The organism is Pauljensenia sp. C0170B5, assembly GCF_056590195.1.
On sequence record NZ_JBWPVR010000001.1, the window covers coordinates 520,369 to 538,569 of the forward strand.

General features: G+C 56.3%; 14 protein-coding genes and 1 pseudogene. 8 read left to right on the forward strand and 7 right to left on the reverse strand.

Annotated elements, in window-relative coordinates:
- Window positions 1-735 precede the first annotated feature (735 nt).
- A complete protein-coding gene (locus AC1EJZ_RS02360; protein WP_480293877.1) occupies window positions 736-1,749 on the reverse strand; it encodes a LacI family DNA-binding transcriptional regulator in 1,014 nt (337 codons plus the stop codon).
- Window positions 1,750-2,013: 264 nt separating this feature from the next.
- Between AC1EJZ_RS02360 and AC1EJZ_RS02365 the strand changes: the two genes are divergently transcribed.
- The 4 genes from AC1EJZ_RS02365 (at window position 2,014) to AC1EJZ_RS02380 (ending at window position 6,230) form a co-directional block, all read left to right on the forward strand.
- Entirely contained in the window at window positions 2,014-3,294 is a 1,281-nt protein-coding gene (locus AC1EJZ_RS02365) for an ABC transporter substrate-binding protein (protein WP_480293878.1), read from the forward strand.
- 131 nt (window positions 3,295-3,425) lie between these two features.
- Complete coding sequence (locus AC1EJZ_RS02370) at window positions 3,426-4,232, forward strand: carbohydrate ABC transporter permease (protein WP_257590312.1); 807 nt, start codon at window positions 3,426-3,428, stop codon at window positions 4,230-4,232.
- Window positions 4,233-4,239: 7 nt separating this feature from the next.
- A complete protein-coding gene (locus tag AC1EJZ_RS02375; protein WP_092648846.1) occupies window positions 4,240-5,115 on the forward strand; it encodes a carbohydrate ABC transporter permease in 876 nt (291 codons plus the stop codon).
- A gap of 194 nt (window positions 5,116-5,309) precedes the next feature.
- The gene (locus AC1EJZ_RS02380) at window positions 5,310-6,230 is read left to right on the forward strand and encodes a glycoside hydrolase family 172 protein (protein ID WP_157886392.1); all 921 of its coding nucleotides are present in this window, start codon (window positions 5,310-5,312) and stop codon (window positions 6,228-6,230) included.
- Window positions 6,231-6,742: 512 nt separating this feature from the next.
- On the opposite strand, the gene AC1EJZ_RS02385 is transcribed toward AC1EJZ_RS02380, so the two are convergent.
- Window positions 6,743-7,204 (reverse strand): hypothetical protein, encoded by a 462-nt coding sequence (locus tag AC1EJZ_RS02385; RefSeq protein ID WP_480293879.1) that lies wholly within the window; start codon window positions 7,202-7,204, stop codon window positions 6,743-6,745.
- A gap of 223 nt (window positions 7,205-7,427) precedes the next feature.
- Complete coding sequence (locus AC1EJZ_RS02390; RefSeq protein WP_058237312.1) at window positions 7,428-8,477, reverse strand: zinc-binding dehydrogenase; 1,050 nt, start codon at window positions 8,475-8,477, stop codon at window positions 7,428-7,430.
- A gap of 160 nt (window positions 8,478-8,637) precedes the next feature.
- Here AC1EJZ_RS02390 and AC1EJZ_RS02395 point away from each other — a divergent pair.
- From AC1EJZ_RS02395 to AC1EJZ_RS02405, 3 genes and pseudogenes are all read left to right on the forward strand, one after another.
- Window positions 8,638-8,844, forward strand: a pseudogene (locus tag AC1EJZ_RS02395) (NADPH-dependent FMN reductase); the annotation flags it as partial.
- A 42-nt stretch (window positions 8,845-8,886) separates the two neighbouring features.
- A complete protein-coding gene (locus tag AC1EJZ_RS02400; protein WP_480293880.1) occupies window positions 8,887-9,300 on the forward strand; it encodes a sterol carrier family protein in 414 nt (137 codons plus the stop codon).
- 12 nt (window positions 9,301-9,312) lie between these two features.
- Window positions 9,313-11,688, forward strand: coding sequence for an AAA family ATPase (locus AC1EJZ_RS02405; protein ID WP_480293881.1), 2,376 nt, complete (start codon window positions 9,313-9,315; stop codon window positions 11,686-11,688).
- On the opposite strand, the gene AC1EJZ_RS02410 is transcribed toward AC1EJZ_RS02405, so the two are convergent.
- Window positions 11,677-13,380, reverse strand: a complete 1,704-nt coding sequence (locus tag AC1EJZ_RS02410) for a phosphoenolpyruvate--protein phosphotransferase (protein WP_480293882.1) — start codon at window positions 13,378-13,380, stop codon at window positions 11,677-11,679. The two genes, AC1EJZ_RS02405 and AC1EJZ_RS02410, sit on opposite strands and share 12 nt — an antisense overlap.
- A gap of 71 nt (window positions 13,381-13,451) precedes the next feature.
- Entirely contained in the window at window positions 13,452-13,700 is a 249-nt protein-coding gene (locus AC1EJZ_RS02415; protein WP_070727732.1) for a DUF4235 domain-containing protein, read from the reverse strand.
- A 214-nt stretch (window positions 13,701-13,914) separates the two neighbouring features.
- On the opposite strand from AC1EJZ_RS02415, the gene AC1EJZ_RS02420 reads away from it, so the two are divergent.
- Window positions 13,915-15,474 (forward strand): hypothetical protein, encoded by a 1,560-nt coding sequence (locus AC1EJZ_RS02420; RefSeq protein WP_480293883.1) that lies wholly within the window; start codon window positions 13,915-13,917, stop codon window positions 15,472-15,474.
- Window positions 15,475-16,325: 851 nt separating this feature from the next.
- Here the strand turns inward: AC1EJZ_RS02420 and AC1EJZ_RS02425 are convergent.
- Both AC1EJZ_RS02425 and AC1EJZ_RS02430 read right to left on the reverse strand, forming a co-directional pair.
- On the reverse strand, window positions 16,326-16,481 hold the full coding sequence (locus tag AC1EJZ_RS02425; RefSeq protein WP_480293884.1) for a hypothetical protein: 156 nt from the start codon (window positions 16,479-16,481) through the stop codon (window positions 16,326-16,328).
- A gap of 345 nt (window positions 16,482-16,826) precedes the next feature.
- Window positions 16,827-18,152 carry a DUF4921 family protein gene (locus tag AC1EJZ_RS02430; RefSeq protein WP_070727727.1) on the reverse strand — a complete coding sequence of 442 codons (1,326 nt, stop codon included), beginning with the start codon at window positions 18,150-18,152 and terminating at the stop codon, window positions 16,827-16,829.
- Window positions 18,153-18,201: the final 49 nt, after the last annotated feature.

Consider the following 18,201-nt stretch of genomic DNA (forward strand, 5'->3'; position numbering starts at 1 on the left):
GCCACGTGTACACGCGCAACACGGATGTTCTTGCTGGAGTGCTCTTGCTGGGAGATGTTGCGTTGACAACGCGCCGCAAGCGCAGTGATGTGAAGTAACACTGTAGGTTTGCTCCCGGGCTGAGGCAGGGGAGCGGGCACACCCTCATGCGGGGTCACATGTGACCAATGCTGCGTCAAGTGCGCCCGATGCGCGTGATGAGCCACTGTTGAGAAGACAGAGTCTGCTGCGCTCAAAACCTCCTTTCTATGGTCGAGGCAGCTTATGCAACAGATTGGACAGCGACTATCAAAAGAAACCACACTTGCGAAACCTAGAGTAGTCACCTACCTGTGTGTCGCTTATCTTTCAGCCCGCATTCGGACTAGGTGGATATACGCCCAGACATGCAGCCGCCGCCAAGATTAGGCCCATGGTGAAAGGGCTAAAATTTAGCGGTAAAAATTCTGGCACCCTACAAAAGTCCATACGCAAAATGGCTGGGAAGAGATCGTGATACTGGCTTCGAGACAGTAGTGTTTGAAACCGTTGTCAGGATTATAAAGCCTCATACGAGAGCAAGCGGATGCCTAGTGGCATTGTAGACCAATTCGCGAAAACTAGCTTCTGTGCGTGTCAGCGAATGAATGCCAGGTGATTGCATGTGTTTGAAGCAGAATCGCGTAGCTTGTGGCAAGGGATAGTAGCTTTCAAATTAGATAGCTGCTTGTGTATCAGCGTGAAAGGAATCCCGCTTCAGTTAAGTGGTTGTGTACGTGAAATCTCTCCTGAGCCGCGCTTGATCAGCCGCGTCGATACCACAACCGACTGATCCTGAACCCGATTGTTCTCAAGCATATCCATTAGGATGGCGGTAGCAATTTGTCCGATCAAAATTGGATTCTGCGCAACTGCAGTCATACCTGGATCCAGTTCTGCGGCAAGTTCTATATCGTCGAATCCAACCATTGCTATTTCTTCGCTACGCTTGGTCGCTCGAAGCGCTTGAATAATGGCCACATTAATTCGGTTTCTGGAGCCAATGAACGCGGTGGGTGGATTATTGGATTCCAAAAGCGATACAGCTGTCTCTCTCGCCTGTATTTGGTCAAATTGGTCGAGGCGAATAATAGCCTCAGTGGTGTCTATTGTTGCCTCCTGAAGCCCTGCTAGGAATCCATCGCGACGAGCGGTCATCGGAACCGAGGCTTCGTCTCCTAAATACGCTATACGTCGGTGTCCATACGAAATCAAGTGACGCGTGGCTTGTCGCATTCCGTCATAGTTGTCCGAGATAACGCAGGGAATCTGCTCGAAGTCGGATGGACGGTCGACGATAACGATCGGTAAACCGGTTTCTGCCGCTGCACCCAGATACGATTGGTTTCCTGGTGGAGGTGCGATAATCAAACCATCGATTTGGTGTGCGCGCATTGTCATGACGAGCTCGCGGGCGTAATCCCGATCGTCATCATTACTCGCCGTAAGAGTTAGAGATCCAGAGTCGCGAAGAGATTTTTCGATTGAGCGATGAAGCTCTGCAGAAAATGGGTTCGCGACGTCTCTTAGAATTAGCCCAATTGTCCAATGGGTGCTCTTTTTCCCCCTCAGCTTAGATGCTGACAGGTTCGGCACGTATCCGAGCTGCTCAACCGCGCGAAGTACACGTTTCCGCATAGTAGAGTTAACGTTATCAGTCCGATTTACGACCCTTGACACCGTCATTGGACTGACCCCTGCGGCTTTGGCAACATCCTTTATCGTAATCATCGTTCTTCAATCGTAGCATGGTCTATTTGCTCAGCATTAAAGGCTTTCGAAGGCTCGTCTCGAGGAGTGGTGGAGGGTCGAAAGCCCGAGAGGCCTCAGCAAAAATAAGGCTGCTTTTACTTGGGCAGAGGTTTCGCGTAGTCTTTCGTGATTTGCGTATAGCAACGATGCGAGGTAACGTTACCTCTGCGGATGGGCTTCCGTAATATTGATTCTTAGAAAGGGACGATGATGTCGAGAATTCAAACTGCATGCACTGGAATTATGGCTCTGAGCATCATGCTTTCTGCTTGTGGAAGCGCAGGTGGTGAGTCATCTAATGCAACGTCTGGTGAGGCGAAAGCGTCCGGGGAGCTGGAAGGGAAATGTACAATTCTACAGTATGAGACAACAGCTACTGCGCAGTACAAGGGGTGGCAAAAAGGGCTGACAGAGTTTCAAGAAGAGAATCCCTCACTTGATGTGGAGTGGTCGTCGACCAATTTTGAGTCTTTCCGCTCGAACGCGAAGGTTCTGCTTTCGGGAGGAAGCGTGCCTGATGTTGTGCTCGTTAACACGGGTAATGCGGATGCGGGCCAGTTAGCATCCCAGGGACTTCTTGATCCATTGACGGACCTTGTGGAGGAGAATGGCTGGGATAAGGAGCTGAATGGGGCTGTATCAGCCCTAGCAAAATACGATGATAATGGTAATGCGGGAGCTGGTGAATGGTATGGCGTGCCGTCGACTGCAAGTTACTATACATTTTACTACAATAAAGACTTGTTAGCTGAGCATGGCATCACTGAAATGCCAAGCTCAATGGCCGAGCTAGAAACAGTGTTCGATGATTTGCTAAAGGCTGGGGTCACGCCAATTTCCTCGAATGCGGGCGAGCATGCTGTATTGCAGACATGGTGGCAGCTGATCTCGCAAGATGCTTCGCGAGAAGAAGTCGACAACTTCATTCTGCTCGCCGGCCCCGCAGACATTACTGGCGGTGCGTTTGCAGAGGGGACGAAGCACCTCGAAGAGTGGATTAGCAAGGGGTACTTGGGTCATCAGCTTGCTGGACTGAAAGGTGATGATATGGAGCGAGCCTTTATTGCTGGCGAAATACCTTTTATGGCAAGTGGCACTTGGTCCTTTACTCGAATCAACGAAGAGGCTCCGTTTGAATGGGGATTGTTGGAATTTCCCGAAGCGAAGTTAACGGCGGGAACCTCGGGACATTTGTGGGCGATTCCGAGCGACGCTAAGAACAAGGAATGCGCGAAAGCGTGGATAGAAAAGACTCTGAGTGAATCGGTTCAAGGTGAGATTGCAAGAATTGGTGGAATTCCGGTCGTGGTGGATCCGTCGACTATTGAAGATGAACGCATGAAAGAAATGAATGAGACGTTCCAGTTGTTAAAATCTGAAGATCGCCTGTCTTTCTACCCTGACTATCCAGTTCCCGGACTTCTTGATTATCAGATGGCTGGGCTGCAGGGACTTGTGTCTGGATCGCAGAGTGGCGAAGAATTCCTCGCAGGAATGAAAGACTACTACGAGAGTAACAAGTGAACTTAAATAAGTTAATGCTCTATCGAAAGAAGCGACCTATGAGGTGGAGAGATAAAGAGCGACGTAGTTATTGGGCCTATTTATCACCATTGGCTATCGGTTTTTGTGTAGTGGTCCTACTTCCTCTCATCGTGAACACACTTTTGAGCTTCTATAGCTGGAAGGGTGGTAAGGCTGAGATGAAATGGGTTGGAGTGTCAAACTATGTAGATCTAATGCATGATAAACTATTTTGGTCATCTTTTGTGAACACTATATACATGATTTTCGCGATAGCGATTATACCGACTGTGATTGGTTTGATCCTGGCGGCTACCCTGTTTGACTTTATCGGCAGGCATTTTAATAGTGCGATAGCGTCATTTTTGAGGGCCACATATTACATTCCGCAGATTTTGCCTGTCGCCGTGGCGGGCGTCTTATGGAGTTGGATTTTAAACACTAGAGATGGAGCACTAAATGAGATACTCCGTGGTGTAGGTACAGGACTCGCGCCTGACTGGCTGGGGAACACGGACTTAGCGCTGTACTCAATCATGTTGATGATGATATGGCTGCAGATCGGATATCCGGTTGTGATATTCATGTCAGGTTTGCAGAGAGTTGATCCGTCTCTGTATGAGGCAGCTCAGTTAGATGGAGCGGGCTGGTGGAAGCGATTCAGGCATATTACCATTCCGAACATCCGTGCCGACATTTTCGTTGTTGTTCTGACAGCAACTATCGGCGCGATAAAGTTGTTCGCGCCTGTGATGGTGCTGACCCGTGGAGGACCTGAATTCTCGACGTACGTCCCTTCTTTCTTCTCGTACAGGAACTTCTTTGAGCTATCGAAGGTTGGCTATGGAGCGGCATCTGCGACTGTCTTGGCGGTAACGATCTGCGTCATAGCTGGTGGGCTTGTCTATTGGCAGTCGAAGGCAATTGAGGAGGAGTGAGAGTTCGATGCAAAAAACATCTCAGTATGCTCGCGATGCCTATAAGGCGAGGAAACCGCTTTCTTTTATTTTGACTAAATATGGCGTCTTAGTAATTGCCGCCCTTGTAGCCGTATTGATGCTTGCACCCCTGTATTTGGTGGTGATTAACTCGTTCAAGAGTCCAGCTGAATATTCCATCAATGGCCCGGTAGCTCTACCAGAGCAGTGGACTGTGAGTGCGTTTCAGCGTTACTTGGAAACGGTTAATTTTCCGAGACTTCTGTTTAATTCCATAGTTACAGCAGGTGTAACTTCTCTAGTCGGCACGTGTTTGTCACTTCTGGCTGCTTACGCACTTGGTATTGGTCGAATCAAGGGGCGTACTGGAGTTATTTTTGTCCTCTTGATCGCAACGATGTTGCCACAAGAGGCACTCTTGTATCCTCTATTTTACGGTGTTCAAGCAATAGGCCTCCATAACTCGATCTGGTCGGTTGTTATTATTTTCTCTGTTCTGCAGGCAGCGATGGGGACTTATCTGTTGTCCTCCGTAATGTCTACATTTCCGAGAGAAATGCTTGAGGCGGCCCAGGTGGATGGTGCTGGTCGTTTCAGGGTCCTAATTAGCATTGTTTACCCGATTATGCGTCCTTCGCTCTCTGTTTTGCTGGTTTTTTTCTTCGTCTGGACGTGGAATGAATTCCTGATTCCGATGATCATGCTGGTTGGACCGGATTCTCAGACTTTACCAATTGCTCTGGCAAATCTAAAGGGACAGAACACGCTTGACGTGACCCAAATGGCGGCCGCATCTCTGCTCACGTTGTTACCCACGCTCATTTTCTTCGCGTTCTTCCAGAGAACGTTGACGAGGGGCGTCACTGCTGGAGCAGTTAAGTGAAAAGGATTAGTCACTTGAAAACTAATATGAATTTCCCTGATTATGCGAGGAATCTCCCCGTCCTTTCACGTTCTATAACGGCAGAAAACCCGTGCGGTTCGCCTGGAAACGGAGGAAGATCCTCCTCGAAGCTAGGAGTTGGCAGGAAGGGTAGGCCTTGCATATCTATTCCTCCAGGAGAAACAGTCAAGATTGTGGATATTAAGGGACCCGGTCAGATTCGTCACCTGTGGTTCACTATGCCAGCGAGAACTAAGTCTGAGCCATTCGTTCTGAGAAATATCCGGATAAGAATAACGTGGGATTCGGCGGAAAACCCAGCTATAGACGTTCCAATTGGAGACTTCTTTGGATGTGGATTCGGCGAGGTGGTTAACTATTCTTCCTCAGTTATGGTCGCAGCGCCAACTGGGGGGCTTAACTGCTATCTCCAAATGCCATTTAGAGAAAGAGCTGTAGTTGAAATAGTTAGTGACCACTCTGAAGTGGTCGAAGGATTCTTCTATCAGGTTGATTATTCGCTTGAGGAATCATTTCCCGATGATCTGTGTTATTTGCACTCACAATGGCGACGCACTAATGGCACTAACCAGCTCGGACAAGATCATGTCGTTCTCGACACGCAGGGATCGGGAGCTTACGTTGGTAGCTTCATTTTTCTGAGCCAACTAGAGAGATTTTGGTACGGCGAAGGAGAGCTCAAGTTTTATATTGATGATGACCAAGATTTTGCCACAATTGTCGGAACTGGCTTGGAAGACTATGTCGGTGGCGCTTGGGGTTTTCGTGACCAGTGGGATGGGTATGAAGATCCAAAACCAGTGGCTTATTGTTCTCTGTACTTGGGGTATCATCAGCAGATTAGTCGTGATAACAGCCGAGTTTCACCTTATGCCAAAGATCTGCCACCAGGACATGGGATGTATAGATGGCATCTTTTGGATCCTGTGAGATTTTCTCGAAGGCTTAAAGTTACTCTCCAACAAATCGGGGATCGTGGTGATTATCTTTTTGAGCGTCGTGATGATGTCACTACCGTTGCCTTTTGGTACCAAACTGATCCAAGCGGCGACGATTGGGTCTTGCCTGAAAAAGAGCAACGGCGCCCACGGTAGATGTTTGGTGTTTGCGGCGGTTTGAATGGAAGTTCCTTTGGCTGCTCAACTTCAAGAATAAGATTGAGTTGAAGTTGAGCAGCCATCCGGATTTTCCAATTATCTTATAACGTGCGTCAGGTTCCTCTATTTGTTTTCGTCTAGTGAAAATGGACGTTCGAGATACGCGGTATAGAGAGAGTTTCTTCTTAAAGGGACCGGGGTCTTGGCGACTCTTGTTTTGTTCTGTTGAGTACAGTTCCAATATTCTTTCGCTGAGATTGATGTTGTTACTATTTAAGTGGCGTCACATCGCTGTTATTTTGCGAGTAATCTCGAAGTTGGAGATACTAAGGGAGCTGCTCGATATTGAACGTGTTCTAGGGGTCCCACTGCTACTCTCCCCATTGGCTCGATCGACGATAGGACAGCGTTGAACGAGCGCTACGCTTGCTGTTGAGTGACATTTCAACGTGAAACTGTCGAGGTGCGAACCGTTCTATAGGGCTATAGTTGCTTTCGTGCTGAGGTTTTTAGGACGAAATGTCTTTTGATTCAAGGGCATGGAGAGACTGAGCATTGGCGAGTGAAAAGGACTGCGAGTAGGCACGACAAGAACAGGTATCGACGATCAATTTCGCGCATAACTGCGGGTGCGAACGTTCGTGCATTGCTGGTTGGTATTGGCGGCAGATGAAAGAATATCTCTCATGATGTTGCCAGTGGCGACGATTATCGGTTCTGTTTCCGATGATTCGCTGAACCGGCGTCTTGCACACGCCATCACGCTGTGCTTCGATCCACATCCAATTTGAAAGGTCACAAGGTGGCGAAAGGCGGCCGCCGCTTGTGTAGGATCTTAATCCTTGCCCGGCGTTACCCACTGATTTGACTTGGAATCCTGCACCTTGCAGAGCGCTTCGGATACGTGCACGCTCCTTCTTACGAGCGGCTATGTACATCGCCTTTGCTTGCTGAAAATCCACGTCGTCCATCTCGAATCCCCCCGCTATCTATTGTGAAGGAGCAGGGCGTTCAGCGCATACGAGTCGCGCTTACTGATCCCAAATGTGGGCGTCAGTTCGTAGAACTGACGCCCACCCGAGGTTAAGCAGTTCCAGCGACTCGCTACGTTTTGGCGTTCGTGATGTGACGGCCTAACTTCTCAGCGATGCGTTCCTTCACGCAGCGCGCCGCCGTGGCGGGATCATTGGGGAACTATTTCCACGGATCGACGAGGATTCGAATCGGGTTGCCCTCCTTCGTTTCCATCATTTCAATACCGCGTTCGATCTCGGACAACGGGACCACAGCAGAGATCGATTGCGACAGGTCAAGACGCCCGTCCTTCAACAGCTCTGCCAACAGGTAAATGTCGACAGGTTTGTAGCCCAGGTGGCCGAACGCCTGCTTGCGCTGCAAACCGAAAGACAAGATGGGGCCAGCGTCAATTTCCTGACCTGACAGGCCAACGAGGACAGCTCGCCCATTGAAATCCAACGAGGCAATGGCCTGCTTGAACGTGGCCTGCAAACCAACGGCGTCGAACGCGACATCGATTTTTCGACCGCCCGTCGCTTCCGTAATTTTCTCCATCAAGTCCGGGTCATCTGACCGGAACGTGTAGTCAGCACCCAACTCCTTCGCACGTTCCAAGACCGCGTCGTTAATGTCAATCCCGATGACCGGGATAGCGCCGGCGAGCTTGGCGAGCTGAACGATATGCGTTCCCACGCCGCCCAGGCCCCACACCGCAACCGCATTGCCGATCGACACTCGACCTGTGCGCTTGACCGCGCTAAAAGGTGTAGCAACAGCGTCAGCCAGAATCGCTGCCTGATCCATCGGGACGCCCTCGGGAACTCGCGTGAGGCCAGCAGCAGGAGTGATGGCGTACTGCGCCCAGGCGCCGTCATAGGCGAACGCCATCAGTTCAAGGTTCTGGCAGGCTCCTTCGTTGCCGCGGCGACATTCACGGCACTCGCCGCACGACCTGCCGGACACGGGAATAACCTTGTCGCCTACTTCCCACCCGGTGACACCTTCGCCCAGCTCTGCGATTTCACCCGAGCATTCATGGCCCTGCGTCACCACGTCAACTTGTGGTGGAAAGTTCCCGTCGATCAGTGACAGGTCAGAGTGGCAGATGCCGCAGTAGGCAACTTTAATGAGGACCTCGCCTGGTCCGGGGGAGGGGATCGGGATGTCTTCAACCTTCATGGTCTTGCTGTCGGCGTAGAAGCGCTGGGCGCGCATTGTTCCGTCCATGTTGATACCTTTCTGGTTGTTTTCAGCTCAGCGACGAGGCGACGGTGCACGGCAGACTCATGCTTCCTTGCTTTCATGCCCCCTGCGTCTCAACTGTGAAACTCGCTGTGCAGGTTCATTTTAGCGCCGTCTAGGTAGAAAGTCCTATGTTGAGAGAGCAGACGCCGTACTGATCGTGACCCCGGAGTACAACCGATCCATTCCCGGAGCTCTCAGGAACGCCCTCGACTGGATGTCGCGACTCTACGGATCAAACCGCTGGGGAACAAGCCCACCATCATTGCCGGAGCCAGAGAATCGCCCTACGGCGCAGCGATGGCACAAGAAGACCTGCGCTCACAGCTCGCATACTTCAACGCATACCTGATGACACGGCCCGAGGTGTATATCAGCGCCTAGAATGGTCGCCATGACGCCTCGACGAAAAATCGACTTCGATGCCGGCATGGACGCGCTGCGCACGTGGTGCGGACAGGGCGATGACACCCCGCGCCGTCAGCAGATGACGGCAGTGCGTTTCTGTCTGGAGGAGCTCGAACAGCGTCACCCCGGTCGCGCGGTCGAAGTGCGCGTCCCTCCTGCCGGAGCCGTCCAGATTCTGAAAGGTACCACGCACCGCCGAGGTACCCCACCCGCCGTCGTCGAAATGTCGATGCCCACGTGGCTGCGCCTCGCAACCGGCGACCTGTCGTGGGACGAGGGGGACGCCGCCGGCCTGATCCAGGCATCCGGCCAGCGAACAGATCTCGCCGCGCTGCTGCCTCTGTTTGATGGCCGCGACCTTGCCGTACACTCGCAGTCCGCAGATGCCGGTGGGCTGTGAGACCATGACCCTGTGAGCACCCCACCCATCGAGATCACCGACGAATTCCGTCGGGCACTCGACATGCTGGAAGCCGGCAGATCCCTGTTCCTGACCGGCAACGCCGGCACGGGCAAATCCACCCTGATCCGCTACTTCATGGCATCAACCGAGCGCAAAGTCGTGGTCGCCGCCCCCACCGGAGTGGCAGCGCTCAACGTCGACGGCTACACCCTGCACCGCCTGTTCTCATTCACCCCGCATACCACGATCGACGACGTGCGAAACGGCACGTATAAGCCTTCGCGGTTCTCGCGCACGCTGGCCTCAATCGACACCTTGATTATCGATGAAGCGTCGATGGTGCGAGCCGACCTGTTCGACAAGGTGTGCCTCGCCCTCGAAAAATACGGGCCACACCCTGGGGAGCCTCTTGGAGGAGTCCAACTGGTCCTGGTCGGAGACCTCTACCAGCTGCCGCCCGTGGTCAACACGAGAGAAGAAGACTACTTCGCGTCCGCTTTTGGCACCCCGTATTTCTTCTCTGCCAGCGCGTACAGTGCCGAGCGGTTCCCGACCGTCAACCTGACGAAGGTTTTTCGCCAGCTCGGTGATTCTCAGATGACGCAGATGCTCAACGCGATCAGGTCGGGGCGCATGACACGCTCGATCACCAGCGTCCTGAACAGCAAGGTCAACCACGATTTCACGCCACCAGAGGACGAGTTTTGGCTCACGCTCGCCACGACAAACCGGATCGTCGGTGCGCGCAACCGGCGACACCTTGATGATTTGCCGACACCGCTCATCCAGTGCCACGGAGCGCAATCAGGCAACCTCGACAAGTTCGAGCCGCCGACTGACCCCGTGCTGTCATTCAAAGTTGGCGCCCAGGTCATGATGCTGACCAACGACCCGGCTGACAGGTGGGTGAACGGCTCGCTCGGGCGCATCGTCGGGATCGAAGGGATCGGAGGAAGCGACGGGATCGACCAGGCCGCGTCCGACCCCATCACTGCAGGTACCGTGCCCGATACTGCCCCTACGGTGCCCGGCCGCGTTCCCACTTTCGACCCCACCGCCGCGACTGACTCGATCGAATGCAGTGTCGATGACGACATTGAAGTGCTCGTTGAACTGCGCGACGGCTCGACAGTCAGCGTTGAACCACACGCATGGGAGATCACCCACCCCACCGTCGAAGGTGGAGTCCTGCGCCACAGCGTCGTCGGCTCCTTCACGCAGATGCCGTTCAAACTGGCGTGGGCCATCACGATCCACAAATCTCAGGGCCAAACCCTCGACCGTGCCGTCATCGACCTGTCGGGAGGCACATTCGCCGCCGGCCAACTCTACGTAGCGCTGTCACGGTGCCGCAGCCTCGACGGCCTCGTGCTGACACGCCCCATCTACCCGCGCGACGTGAAAATCGATCACCGCATCCGCTCATTCCTGGCAGACACAACCGGCCTGCCCACTGGCCGTCGCGCATACTGCGGCGCGCTCACCTGCGGTCACGGCGACGGATTCATACGCCCCCTCGAAATCGCCTTCACATTTGACGAGGGTGCCCCACTCACCTCACTGATCAACCCGACGCGTGACATCGGAGATGCCGCAGCGACCTATGACATTCACGCAGCCGACCTGCAGGTAGCGCCGCGCCTGGCTGATATATGGCCAGCCGTTGAAGAACGCATTTCCGGCCACACCCTCGTCGCACCGGCACACGACGACATGCTGCGAATCTGGGATGACGAGCTCAAACGCACCGGCATCGTCGCACCCCTCGAATCAGTGCTCACTGTTCAGGTGCCACAAAGCGCAGCAAGCGCGCTCACACGAGCCGAAAAGCTGCGCGACGCAGCACATGCAGCAGATGCGAGTCTGCCCGAACGCGCACCGGCATACACGCCGGTCGACGAGCCTCGAGCCGCATGGCTCCTGCCGCGCTCACCGCGACAAATCGTGCCCTACGGGGATCCGGTGGAAGTGGCCGCACTGATCGAAGAACGCGTCGCTGGGCTTACGCTTGGTGACAGCGCCGCGCAGCTCATTGACGATTTTTGCCGGCGGTACGAAGTGGCGATCAACTACCGCACTCGGGGCGAGCAAACCACGTGGGCGCAGTTCATTGAGGAACACAGCGGTGATGCGGCTATACCCGTGCGTGTGTGCTTCACCGGCACGGCTATGTGTGACGGTGAGGTGTGGTCGCGCGAGCAGATGAAAAACCTCGCACACACCTGCGGCCTGGCTGTCGCGCCCAATGTGTCAAAGACGCGATGCGACGTTCTGATCGCTGCGGACGTGACCAGCATGTCCGGCAAAGCCAGGAACGCCGCAAAGTGGGGCAAACCCGTCTACTCGGCCGACGAGTTCATTTCCTGGGCGCGCTCAGTGAGCTGATGCGAGCGGGGGGAGTTGGGTACGGGCAAAATGACGCGCCTCTCCTGGGCTGGTTGCCTCACGGATGGCTACGGAAGCTGCCTGGCACTGCTCGAGTGTCACTGACGCCAGACGAGCACCCACCGGTGGGATAGCCGGGCATGCCATCGACAGAGACTGCACACCCATGCCGACCAGGACACACGCAAGCAAGGGGTCAGCAGCAGCCTCACCACACACGCATACATCTGTGCCGGTCTCGCGGCACACCTTCGCAGTGTGGGCAATGAGGCGCAGCACCGACGGCTGCCACGGGTCGGTGTACTCGGCCAGGTGGGGCGACATTCTGTCAGCAGCCATCACATACTGCGTCAGATCATTCGTCCCGATCGACACGAAATCCACCAGTGGCGCAAACTTGTCAATCATGATGGCAACGGAGGGAACCTCCACCATGATGCCGGCTTTCAGGCCGCGATCATGGACAAGGCCGGCAAACCACTGGGTTTCCGCAACTGTGGAAATCATCGGTGCCATCACGCGCACATGCTCATGCCCAACAGAAGAAGCTGCCAATCTAATCGCGTCGAGTTGGCGGGGCAGAAATTCCTGGTTGTGGCCAGTGGTGCGGATACCGCGCACACCTAAAGCCGGGTTTGCTTCCTCCAGCAGCGGGGCGAATGGGACAGGCTTATCGGAGCCGGAATCCAACGTGCGCACCACAACCTTTGATTCAGGGAACTCCTGCATCACCTTCCCGTACAGCACAGCCTGATCGTCCACGCTGGGTTCGACCTGAGTGTTGAGGAAGTACAACTCTGTGCGGAACAGGCCGATACCTTCCGCATCGCCAGAGTGTGCCGCCAACCTCGTCGTCACATCGTCCTGCACATTTGCCAACAGTTCAACACGCACATCGTCGCGCGTGCGTCCCGGCCCGTGCCAGGCACGGATCGCCGCCAGGCGTTCAGCTTCATGAGCAACTGCGTCGTGAGCGTCACAGTGGCGGGCGCCCGTCGTAATTGTTCCGGTATGCGCATCGACAAGCACATGGACACCCTCGGCAATTTGCCCAATGGTGCGGGCCGCCACGATGCACGGGATGCCGAGCTGGCGAGCAATGATCGACGTGTGCGAGGTCGGGCCGCCGAACTCTGTGACGATCGCGGAATACATCGAGGGGTCAAGCCCTGCGGTATCAGCAGGAGAGAGATCATCAGCCAGTAACACTACCGGGTGATCAGTGCGCGGAATGCCTGGCTCGGGCTCCCCGCGCAGCTCAGCGATGACGCGGTCACGCACATCGCGCAGGTCAGTGGTGCGTTCGGCCAAAATGCCGCCGGAGCGTTCAAAGGAATCAATCAGTTTCGCGGTAGCACGTACCACTGCCTGAACAGCGGGAACGCCTGCCTCGATGTACCTGACCGTCTCCTTGCGCCATGATTTGTCGGTCGCCATTGACGCGGTGACGGCAAGAACCTCGGCCGCGCTGCCTTCAGAGCGCTCGGCACGCTCAAACAGGCGCTGCGCCACCACGTCAGTTGCCGTCATGTACGCGTCGATTGCGCCTGGCCGCTGATCAGGCGTCAGCTCCGCCTCGTCCTGCGCGGGCAGCGTCGGGCGCCTGGCCCACGCCGAGGGCGCCCACGCCACACCAGAGACAACCGGAGTGCCGTAGTGAACGCACGGCGACCCCTCATGAAACTCATTCACTGAAAACTCCGATCACCATGCGGGACTACGCATTATTCACCATTCGTCGTGCCCACACATCGTCGTGGTGATCAGTCGTCAATCTGACCAGGTCCGTACCACTTCTTCGCACCCTTGATGGCGTAACGCTGAATGACCGACACGCACACCGCTGACAGGGCTGCGAACGCCAGAAGCTGCACAATCTGGACATTGTCATCGTCTTCGCGTGGAATCGGCTTGCCGGTGACAAGCTTCCAACCGCCTTCGACCAGCTTGTTCGCCACCATTGCCGACAGAGCCATTGACCCGGCGCTTGCAATCTTCCACCCGATATCCATAGTGTTCTCCGTTTCCTCAACGTGTTGTCAAAAAGGCGAACAACGCAGCGCCAGCTCAACGCGTGGCGGCGTGGCTCTGATGTAATCATGCCCCATTTGCGTGCGCGGCGCGTGATAAAAAGAATATCGCGTTCGCAAAATACGCTCCGGATGCGCCGCAACCGCCCGCGCACAGGCGACAATGGAACCAGAAACGACAAGGGAGGCTGCCGCGATGAACACTGCGCCACAAGGACGCTTCAGCACAGCGCGCCTACACCCATCCGCGCGCCGACCCATGTATCTAGGCGCGGCAGCGTGCGTGAGTGTCGCCCTTGCACTGAGCGCTTGCACCGCCTCAGTCGATCCAACCGCGGTGACCGACCCGTTCGCGTCGAGCCAGTCAGTCGGGTCGGCCGATGGCGCGTCCCCCTCGTCAATGTCGGGCGCAGCAGGCGATACCAGCCAGTCCGCTGATTCGCTGCGCCAGTCGTGGCCCGAGGATGCCCCTGGACCTGACGAAGGCCCTGCCGTTACACGCGGAACAGGAACCGTGCGCATCGGCGTGGTAGCAGATAGCAAGGCTTCGCTGCCCCTGCGTCTACTTGAGGAATTCACCGAACGCAGCGGCTTCAAGGCCGAAATTCTCCCCATCAGCCGCAGTGGTGAAGCTGGCAGCCTGTTGTCCGCTATTGACGAGGGTGCTCCCGACGTGCTGATGGGACTGGATCCGGCCGACCTGGCCGATCTGGGACTGAAAGATGCAACGGTCTATGGCCGTGATGATGTGTGCGCCGCGGTCGATCGACTGTTTATCGAAGCTAATCGCGGGAAAGCTGCCGCCTCCTTTGATGAGCTGATTGATGACGCGCATGCCGCGCTGTTTACTGTTCCCGACCCGGTGACCTCTGCTGCCGGTAGGGCGTTCATGCTGGCAACGGCGAGCGTGAAGGGTGACAAAGCTCCGACCTGGTGGAAGGACGCCGCGAAGCGCGGCGTGAGAATCGACATGGGGAGTGGCGCGACCGCCTCGTGGAGCGTGCTTGACCACGGGGCACCTGTGAGTGCGGACACCCAGGGGGCGAGTGGCCAGCGCGCAACTGGCGACAGCGCCACGGGCGATAGTGCGGCGGAAGATAGCTCGGCGGGAACTCAAAGCGCGCGCGGCCAGGCGGCCGGATCCCAAGGTAACCAGCCGGGCGCGTCGCGAAGCAACCAAGCAGCCTCGTCGCGAAGCAACCAAGCAGCCTCGTCGACAGCAGCGCCGTCCTACTATTCCGTGGTCGCCGCCTCTGACTTGGCGCATGCGCCGCTGCTGCTCAACACCGGCGTTGAATCATATGGTGCGCTGATCGGTGGAACTTGCGTGAAGCGCTCCATGTTCGTCGCGCCCTGGCCGGGTGACCAAGCTCCGACCGGGGCTCAAGCTACTGCGGGCACCGTTCCCACCGCAGGTGCCCAGCCTACTGGGGGTTCCCAGCCTACTGCTGGGGCTCAAGCTACTGCGGGCACTGTTCCTACTGCCAGCTCCCTGCCTACTGCCAGCTCCCTGCCCACTGCCGGGGCGCAGGCGTGGATCGACTTCGTGCAAGGCGCAATGGCACAGCGCATTATGGCGCTTGACGCTGTTGCCTGGCCGGCCGCATGGCCGGGTGACCAGGCGGCCGCTCTGGCAAGCGACAGCGTATTGAGTTGGGTGGCAGCTCCCGTAGATAGCGCGTTGGAATTGAGTGAGGAGCAGTGGTCCGCCTCGTCAAACCTCCAACCGAAGTGGTCGAGTGCTTTCGATTCCTGACGGCTCCAGCTCGGGGGCTTTCGGTTCCCTGTAGCTTTCAGCGCTTGGCGGCTTTCCCGGCATTGCAATATCGGTGCGGTGCGCGGCCATGGTGCCGATCCGCCCCGAAATGCGTCATGTCGTCAATCGGTCGGCGCTTGTCGCGGCCGGTTGATTCTTGCCTCAGTCGGTTGATTCTTGCTTGGCCGGTTGCGTCGTGGTCCTGTCACGGGGTCGAGCAGTGATCGGATCATGGCCTGTGTGCTGCACAAACCCCTAAATCTTAGGCTCCATCGTGCACAAACCCCTAGATCTAAAGCGCTGTGGTGCACAAGCCCCTAGATCTAAGGCGCTGAGATGCACAAGCCCCTAGATCAACAGCGGGCGGGGCCACCCTCGAAAAATAGAATGCCCTGTGACCTGCATGTTCACAAACGCGGTGAAATGTGCGGGCGTTAGATCTAGGGGATTGTGCAAAAAGGAGTGAGAATCTAGGGGAATGTGCACCCGTGGAGGTTAGATCTAGGGGAATGTGCACTCGCGAGGGGTAAATCCAGGGCATCGTGCGCGCAGGCACGCAGATACCAGGAAGCACTGCCTGCCGGAGAGCTGAAAATGGGGGCGCGAGGCGAGCGAGCCGACAGATCTGAGAGAGTGTCTTGCGCGGGAAAACCGAAACGGGGGCGCGAGGCGAGCAGATGGCGTGGTGCGGTCAGTTTGCGGATCGCGAGTGGGGGAGGGGACGTGAGCGGGTGGAGGAGATACGAGAGATGGGGTGATAGTGACAGAAGGTGCCCCTGCTGCTTCGAAAAACAGCAGAGGCACCGGGGTTACGAATAACTCAGTCGCTGATCACTCGCAGAGCGACGGGGTCAGCTCTGGGTCGTGGTGTCCGTAGTTACCTCTGACTGGCCCGGCACTGACATGTCGCCACCGTCTGACGCACCGCCACCTGAGCAGCCCGCGACCGCAACACCTGCAATGGCCAAAACAGCTCCGATTCGTGCGATCTGTGAACGTGAAGCCATGATGTTTCATCTCCTTCGGTGGAATGATTACCGGATCACCCCTGATCGGAATAACGTTCTCCACACAGTAGCGGGCATCAAATCCATAATCAAGAGTTTTCAGGTAATTCTCAGATTAATGGGGGAATGTGCTCAAATTGCGAGACGCGAGCGGCGCAGCGTTTGAAGCTGAGGCACCCAGCGTTTGAGGCTGAGGTGTCCACTGCTCCGTTTGCGCGGTGCAGATGCGGACACGGGGTGTCGAGTTGGATAGCGCGTCAGGCGTTGAACGGCAGAGCAGGTCTGCGCGCACTCGAAGCCCAAGGTCGGGCCGCGCCGCGCGAACAGGCCCGCACGGGCAGAGTGTCACCCCTCGCCGTGCAGCAGGCTCGGATCAGCCGAACATTCATCACCGATCTTCATCGGTGCAATCGTGCCCTTTCCGCGCTCTTCGAGCAGGCGCTTCACAACGCGTTCGCGCACAGTCCACGGGTCGATCGTGTTGAGGTAGATGCGAGTGCCGCCCTCGAACCCGGCCAATGTGGAGATTCTCCACTTGAGCAAAATCCTCCACCGCATCGGCGTCGACACCCCGGGCGGTCGGTGATACCACTCCTCGTTACATGGCACGTCGACCCCGGTGGCCACGTGCGCAGCATGCAGCAAGTCAGAAACTCCGCGAACCTGCTCATCGGAGGCGTGCCATGGGTTGACCGGCTCGCCCAGCGGCCAGATCGCAATGGTGGGGTAGCGGTGACCAAAACCGGCCAGCGCAATGGCGTGCTCATTCTGCGCAATCAGCAGGCGTCGCGTGACACCGACCGAGAAAATGTCGTCGTATAGATCCGGCTGCGCTCGCAGGCGGGAAAGCTCTGCCTCAGTCTGAACCGCGTGAGAGTCAATTGCGACCAGCTGTTTATGCAGGTGATCGAAACTCGCGCCGGCCGGTTTAAGCCAGTTCTGGAACGCTGCCACGTACTTGACAGCAGGATCCAACCCGTACAGGTCAGCCATCGCGCGGGTAGTGAATGCCGTGTACTGATAGTGCTCCTCCGGGGTGAGGGTGCCAGACCCCGCCAGCTGCGTATTATCCGTCGCGCCATCAACATAGTGTCGGCGCGCAACGATCACGTCGTGACCACCGGAGAAAAACCCGTTCGCCTGTTGGAGCTTTTCTGAATCGGACAGAGCATCGAAGTCCTCCTCGGACATGCCGCCCGCCATCATCCGCGCGCGCACAACCCGCATCACGTGGTCATAGCCAGTCGAGGAAGCCAGGTATTCAGCCATTCGACGGTGCTCAGCTTCAGATGGAACGTGACCGTGGTTGAGGTGCCAGTAGTTGTAGGACACGATTTCGAAGAGGTTTGGGATGCGGCGGAACTCAGCGACAGTCGACGTCAGCTCATCGGCTGGCAGTGCTTCGAGCTGTTTCCAGTTGCCGTCCTCGTCGCGAATCAGACGAGCCTTTTCGGGTGGAGTCTCCAGATAGCGCTGCTCACAGAAGGCGCAGTATTTGCCGTGCTGATCTGGGTCGAGCTGCTCGGGCGTCTCAACTGGCACGGATAAAGGGCGGTGTCCCCGGCCGGGAACGGTCCACACTTCAGTGCCGGACAGCAGGTTCGTCTGTTTGACGGTGCCATCAGCTAGCCGCACAATGGCCCGGTCGTGGGTCTCTTGCTCCTTCGCCATACCTCCTAGCGTAGTCGCACTCGCCCTCATCTGACGGGCCCGGCACAGG

Excerpts from the sequence above, each read along its gene's own strand:
- AC1EJZ_RS02360 (WP_480293877.1), bottom strand. The coding sequence starts at position 1,749 with ATGATTACGATAAAGGATGTTGCCAAAGCCGCAGGGGTCAGTCCAATG.
- AC1EJZ_RS02365 (WP_480293878.1), top strand. The coding sequence starts at position 2,014 with ATGGCTCTGAGCATCATGCTTTCTGCTTGTGGAAGCGCAGGTGGTGAG.
- AC1EJZ_RS02375 (WP_092648846.1), top strand. The coding sequence starts at position 4,240 with ATGCAAAAAACATCTCAGTATGCTCGCGATGCCTATAAGGCGAGGAAA.
- AC1EJZ_RS02385 (WP_480293879.1), bottom strand. The coding sequence starts at position 7,204 with ATGGACGACGTGGATTTTCAGCAAGCAAAGGCGATGTACATAGCCGCT.
- AC1EJZ_RS02390 (WP_058237312.1), bottom strand. The coding sequence starts at position 8,477 with ATGGACGGAACAATGCGCGCCCAGCGCTTCTACGCCGACAGCAAGACC.
- AC1EJZ_RS02400 (WP_480293880.1), top strand. The coding sequence starts at position 8,887 with ATGACGCCTCGACGAAAAATCGACTTCGATGCCGGCATGGACGCGCTG.
- AC1EJZ_RS02415 (WP_070727732.1), bottom strand. The coding sequence starts at position 13,700 with ATGGATATCGGGTGGAAGATTGCAAGCGCCGGGTCAATGGCTCTGTCG.
- AC1EJZ_RS02420 (WP_480293883.1), top strand. The coding sequence starts at position 13,915 with ATGAACACTGCGCCACAAGGACGCTTCAGCACAGCGCGCCTACACCCA.
- AC1EJZ_RS02425 (WP_480293884.1), bottom strand. The coding sequence starts at position 16,481 with ATGGCTTCACGTTCACAGATCGCACGAATCGGAGCTGTTTTGGCCATT.
- AC1EJZ_RS02430 (WP_070727727.1), bottom strand. The coding sequence starts at position 18,152 with ATGGCGAAGGAGCAAGAGACCCACGACCGGGCCATTGTGCGGCTAGCT.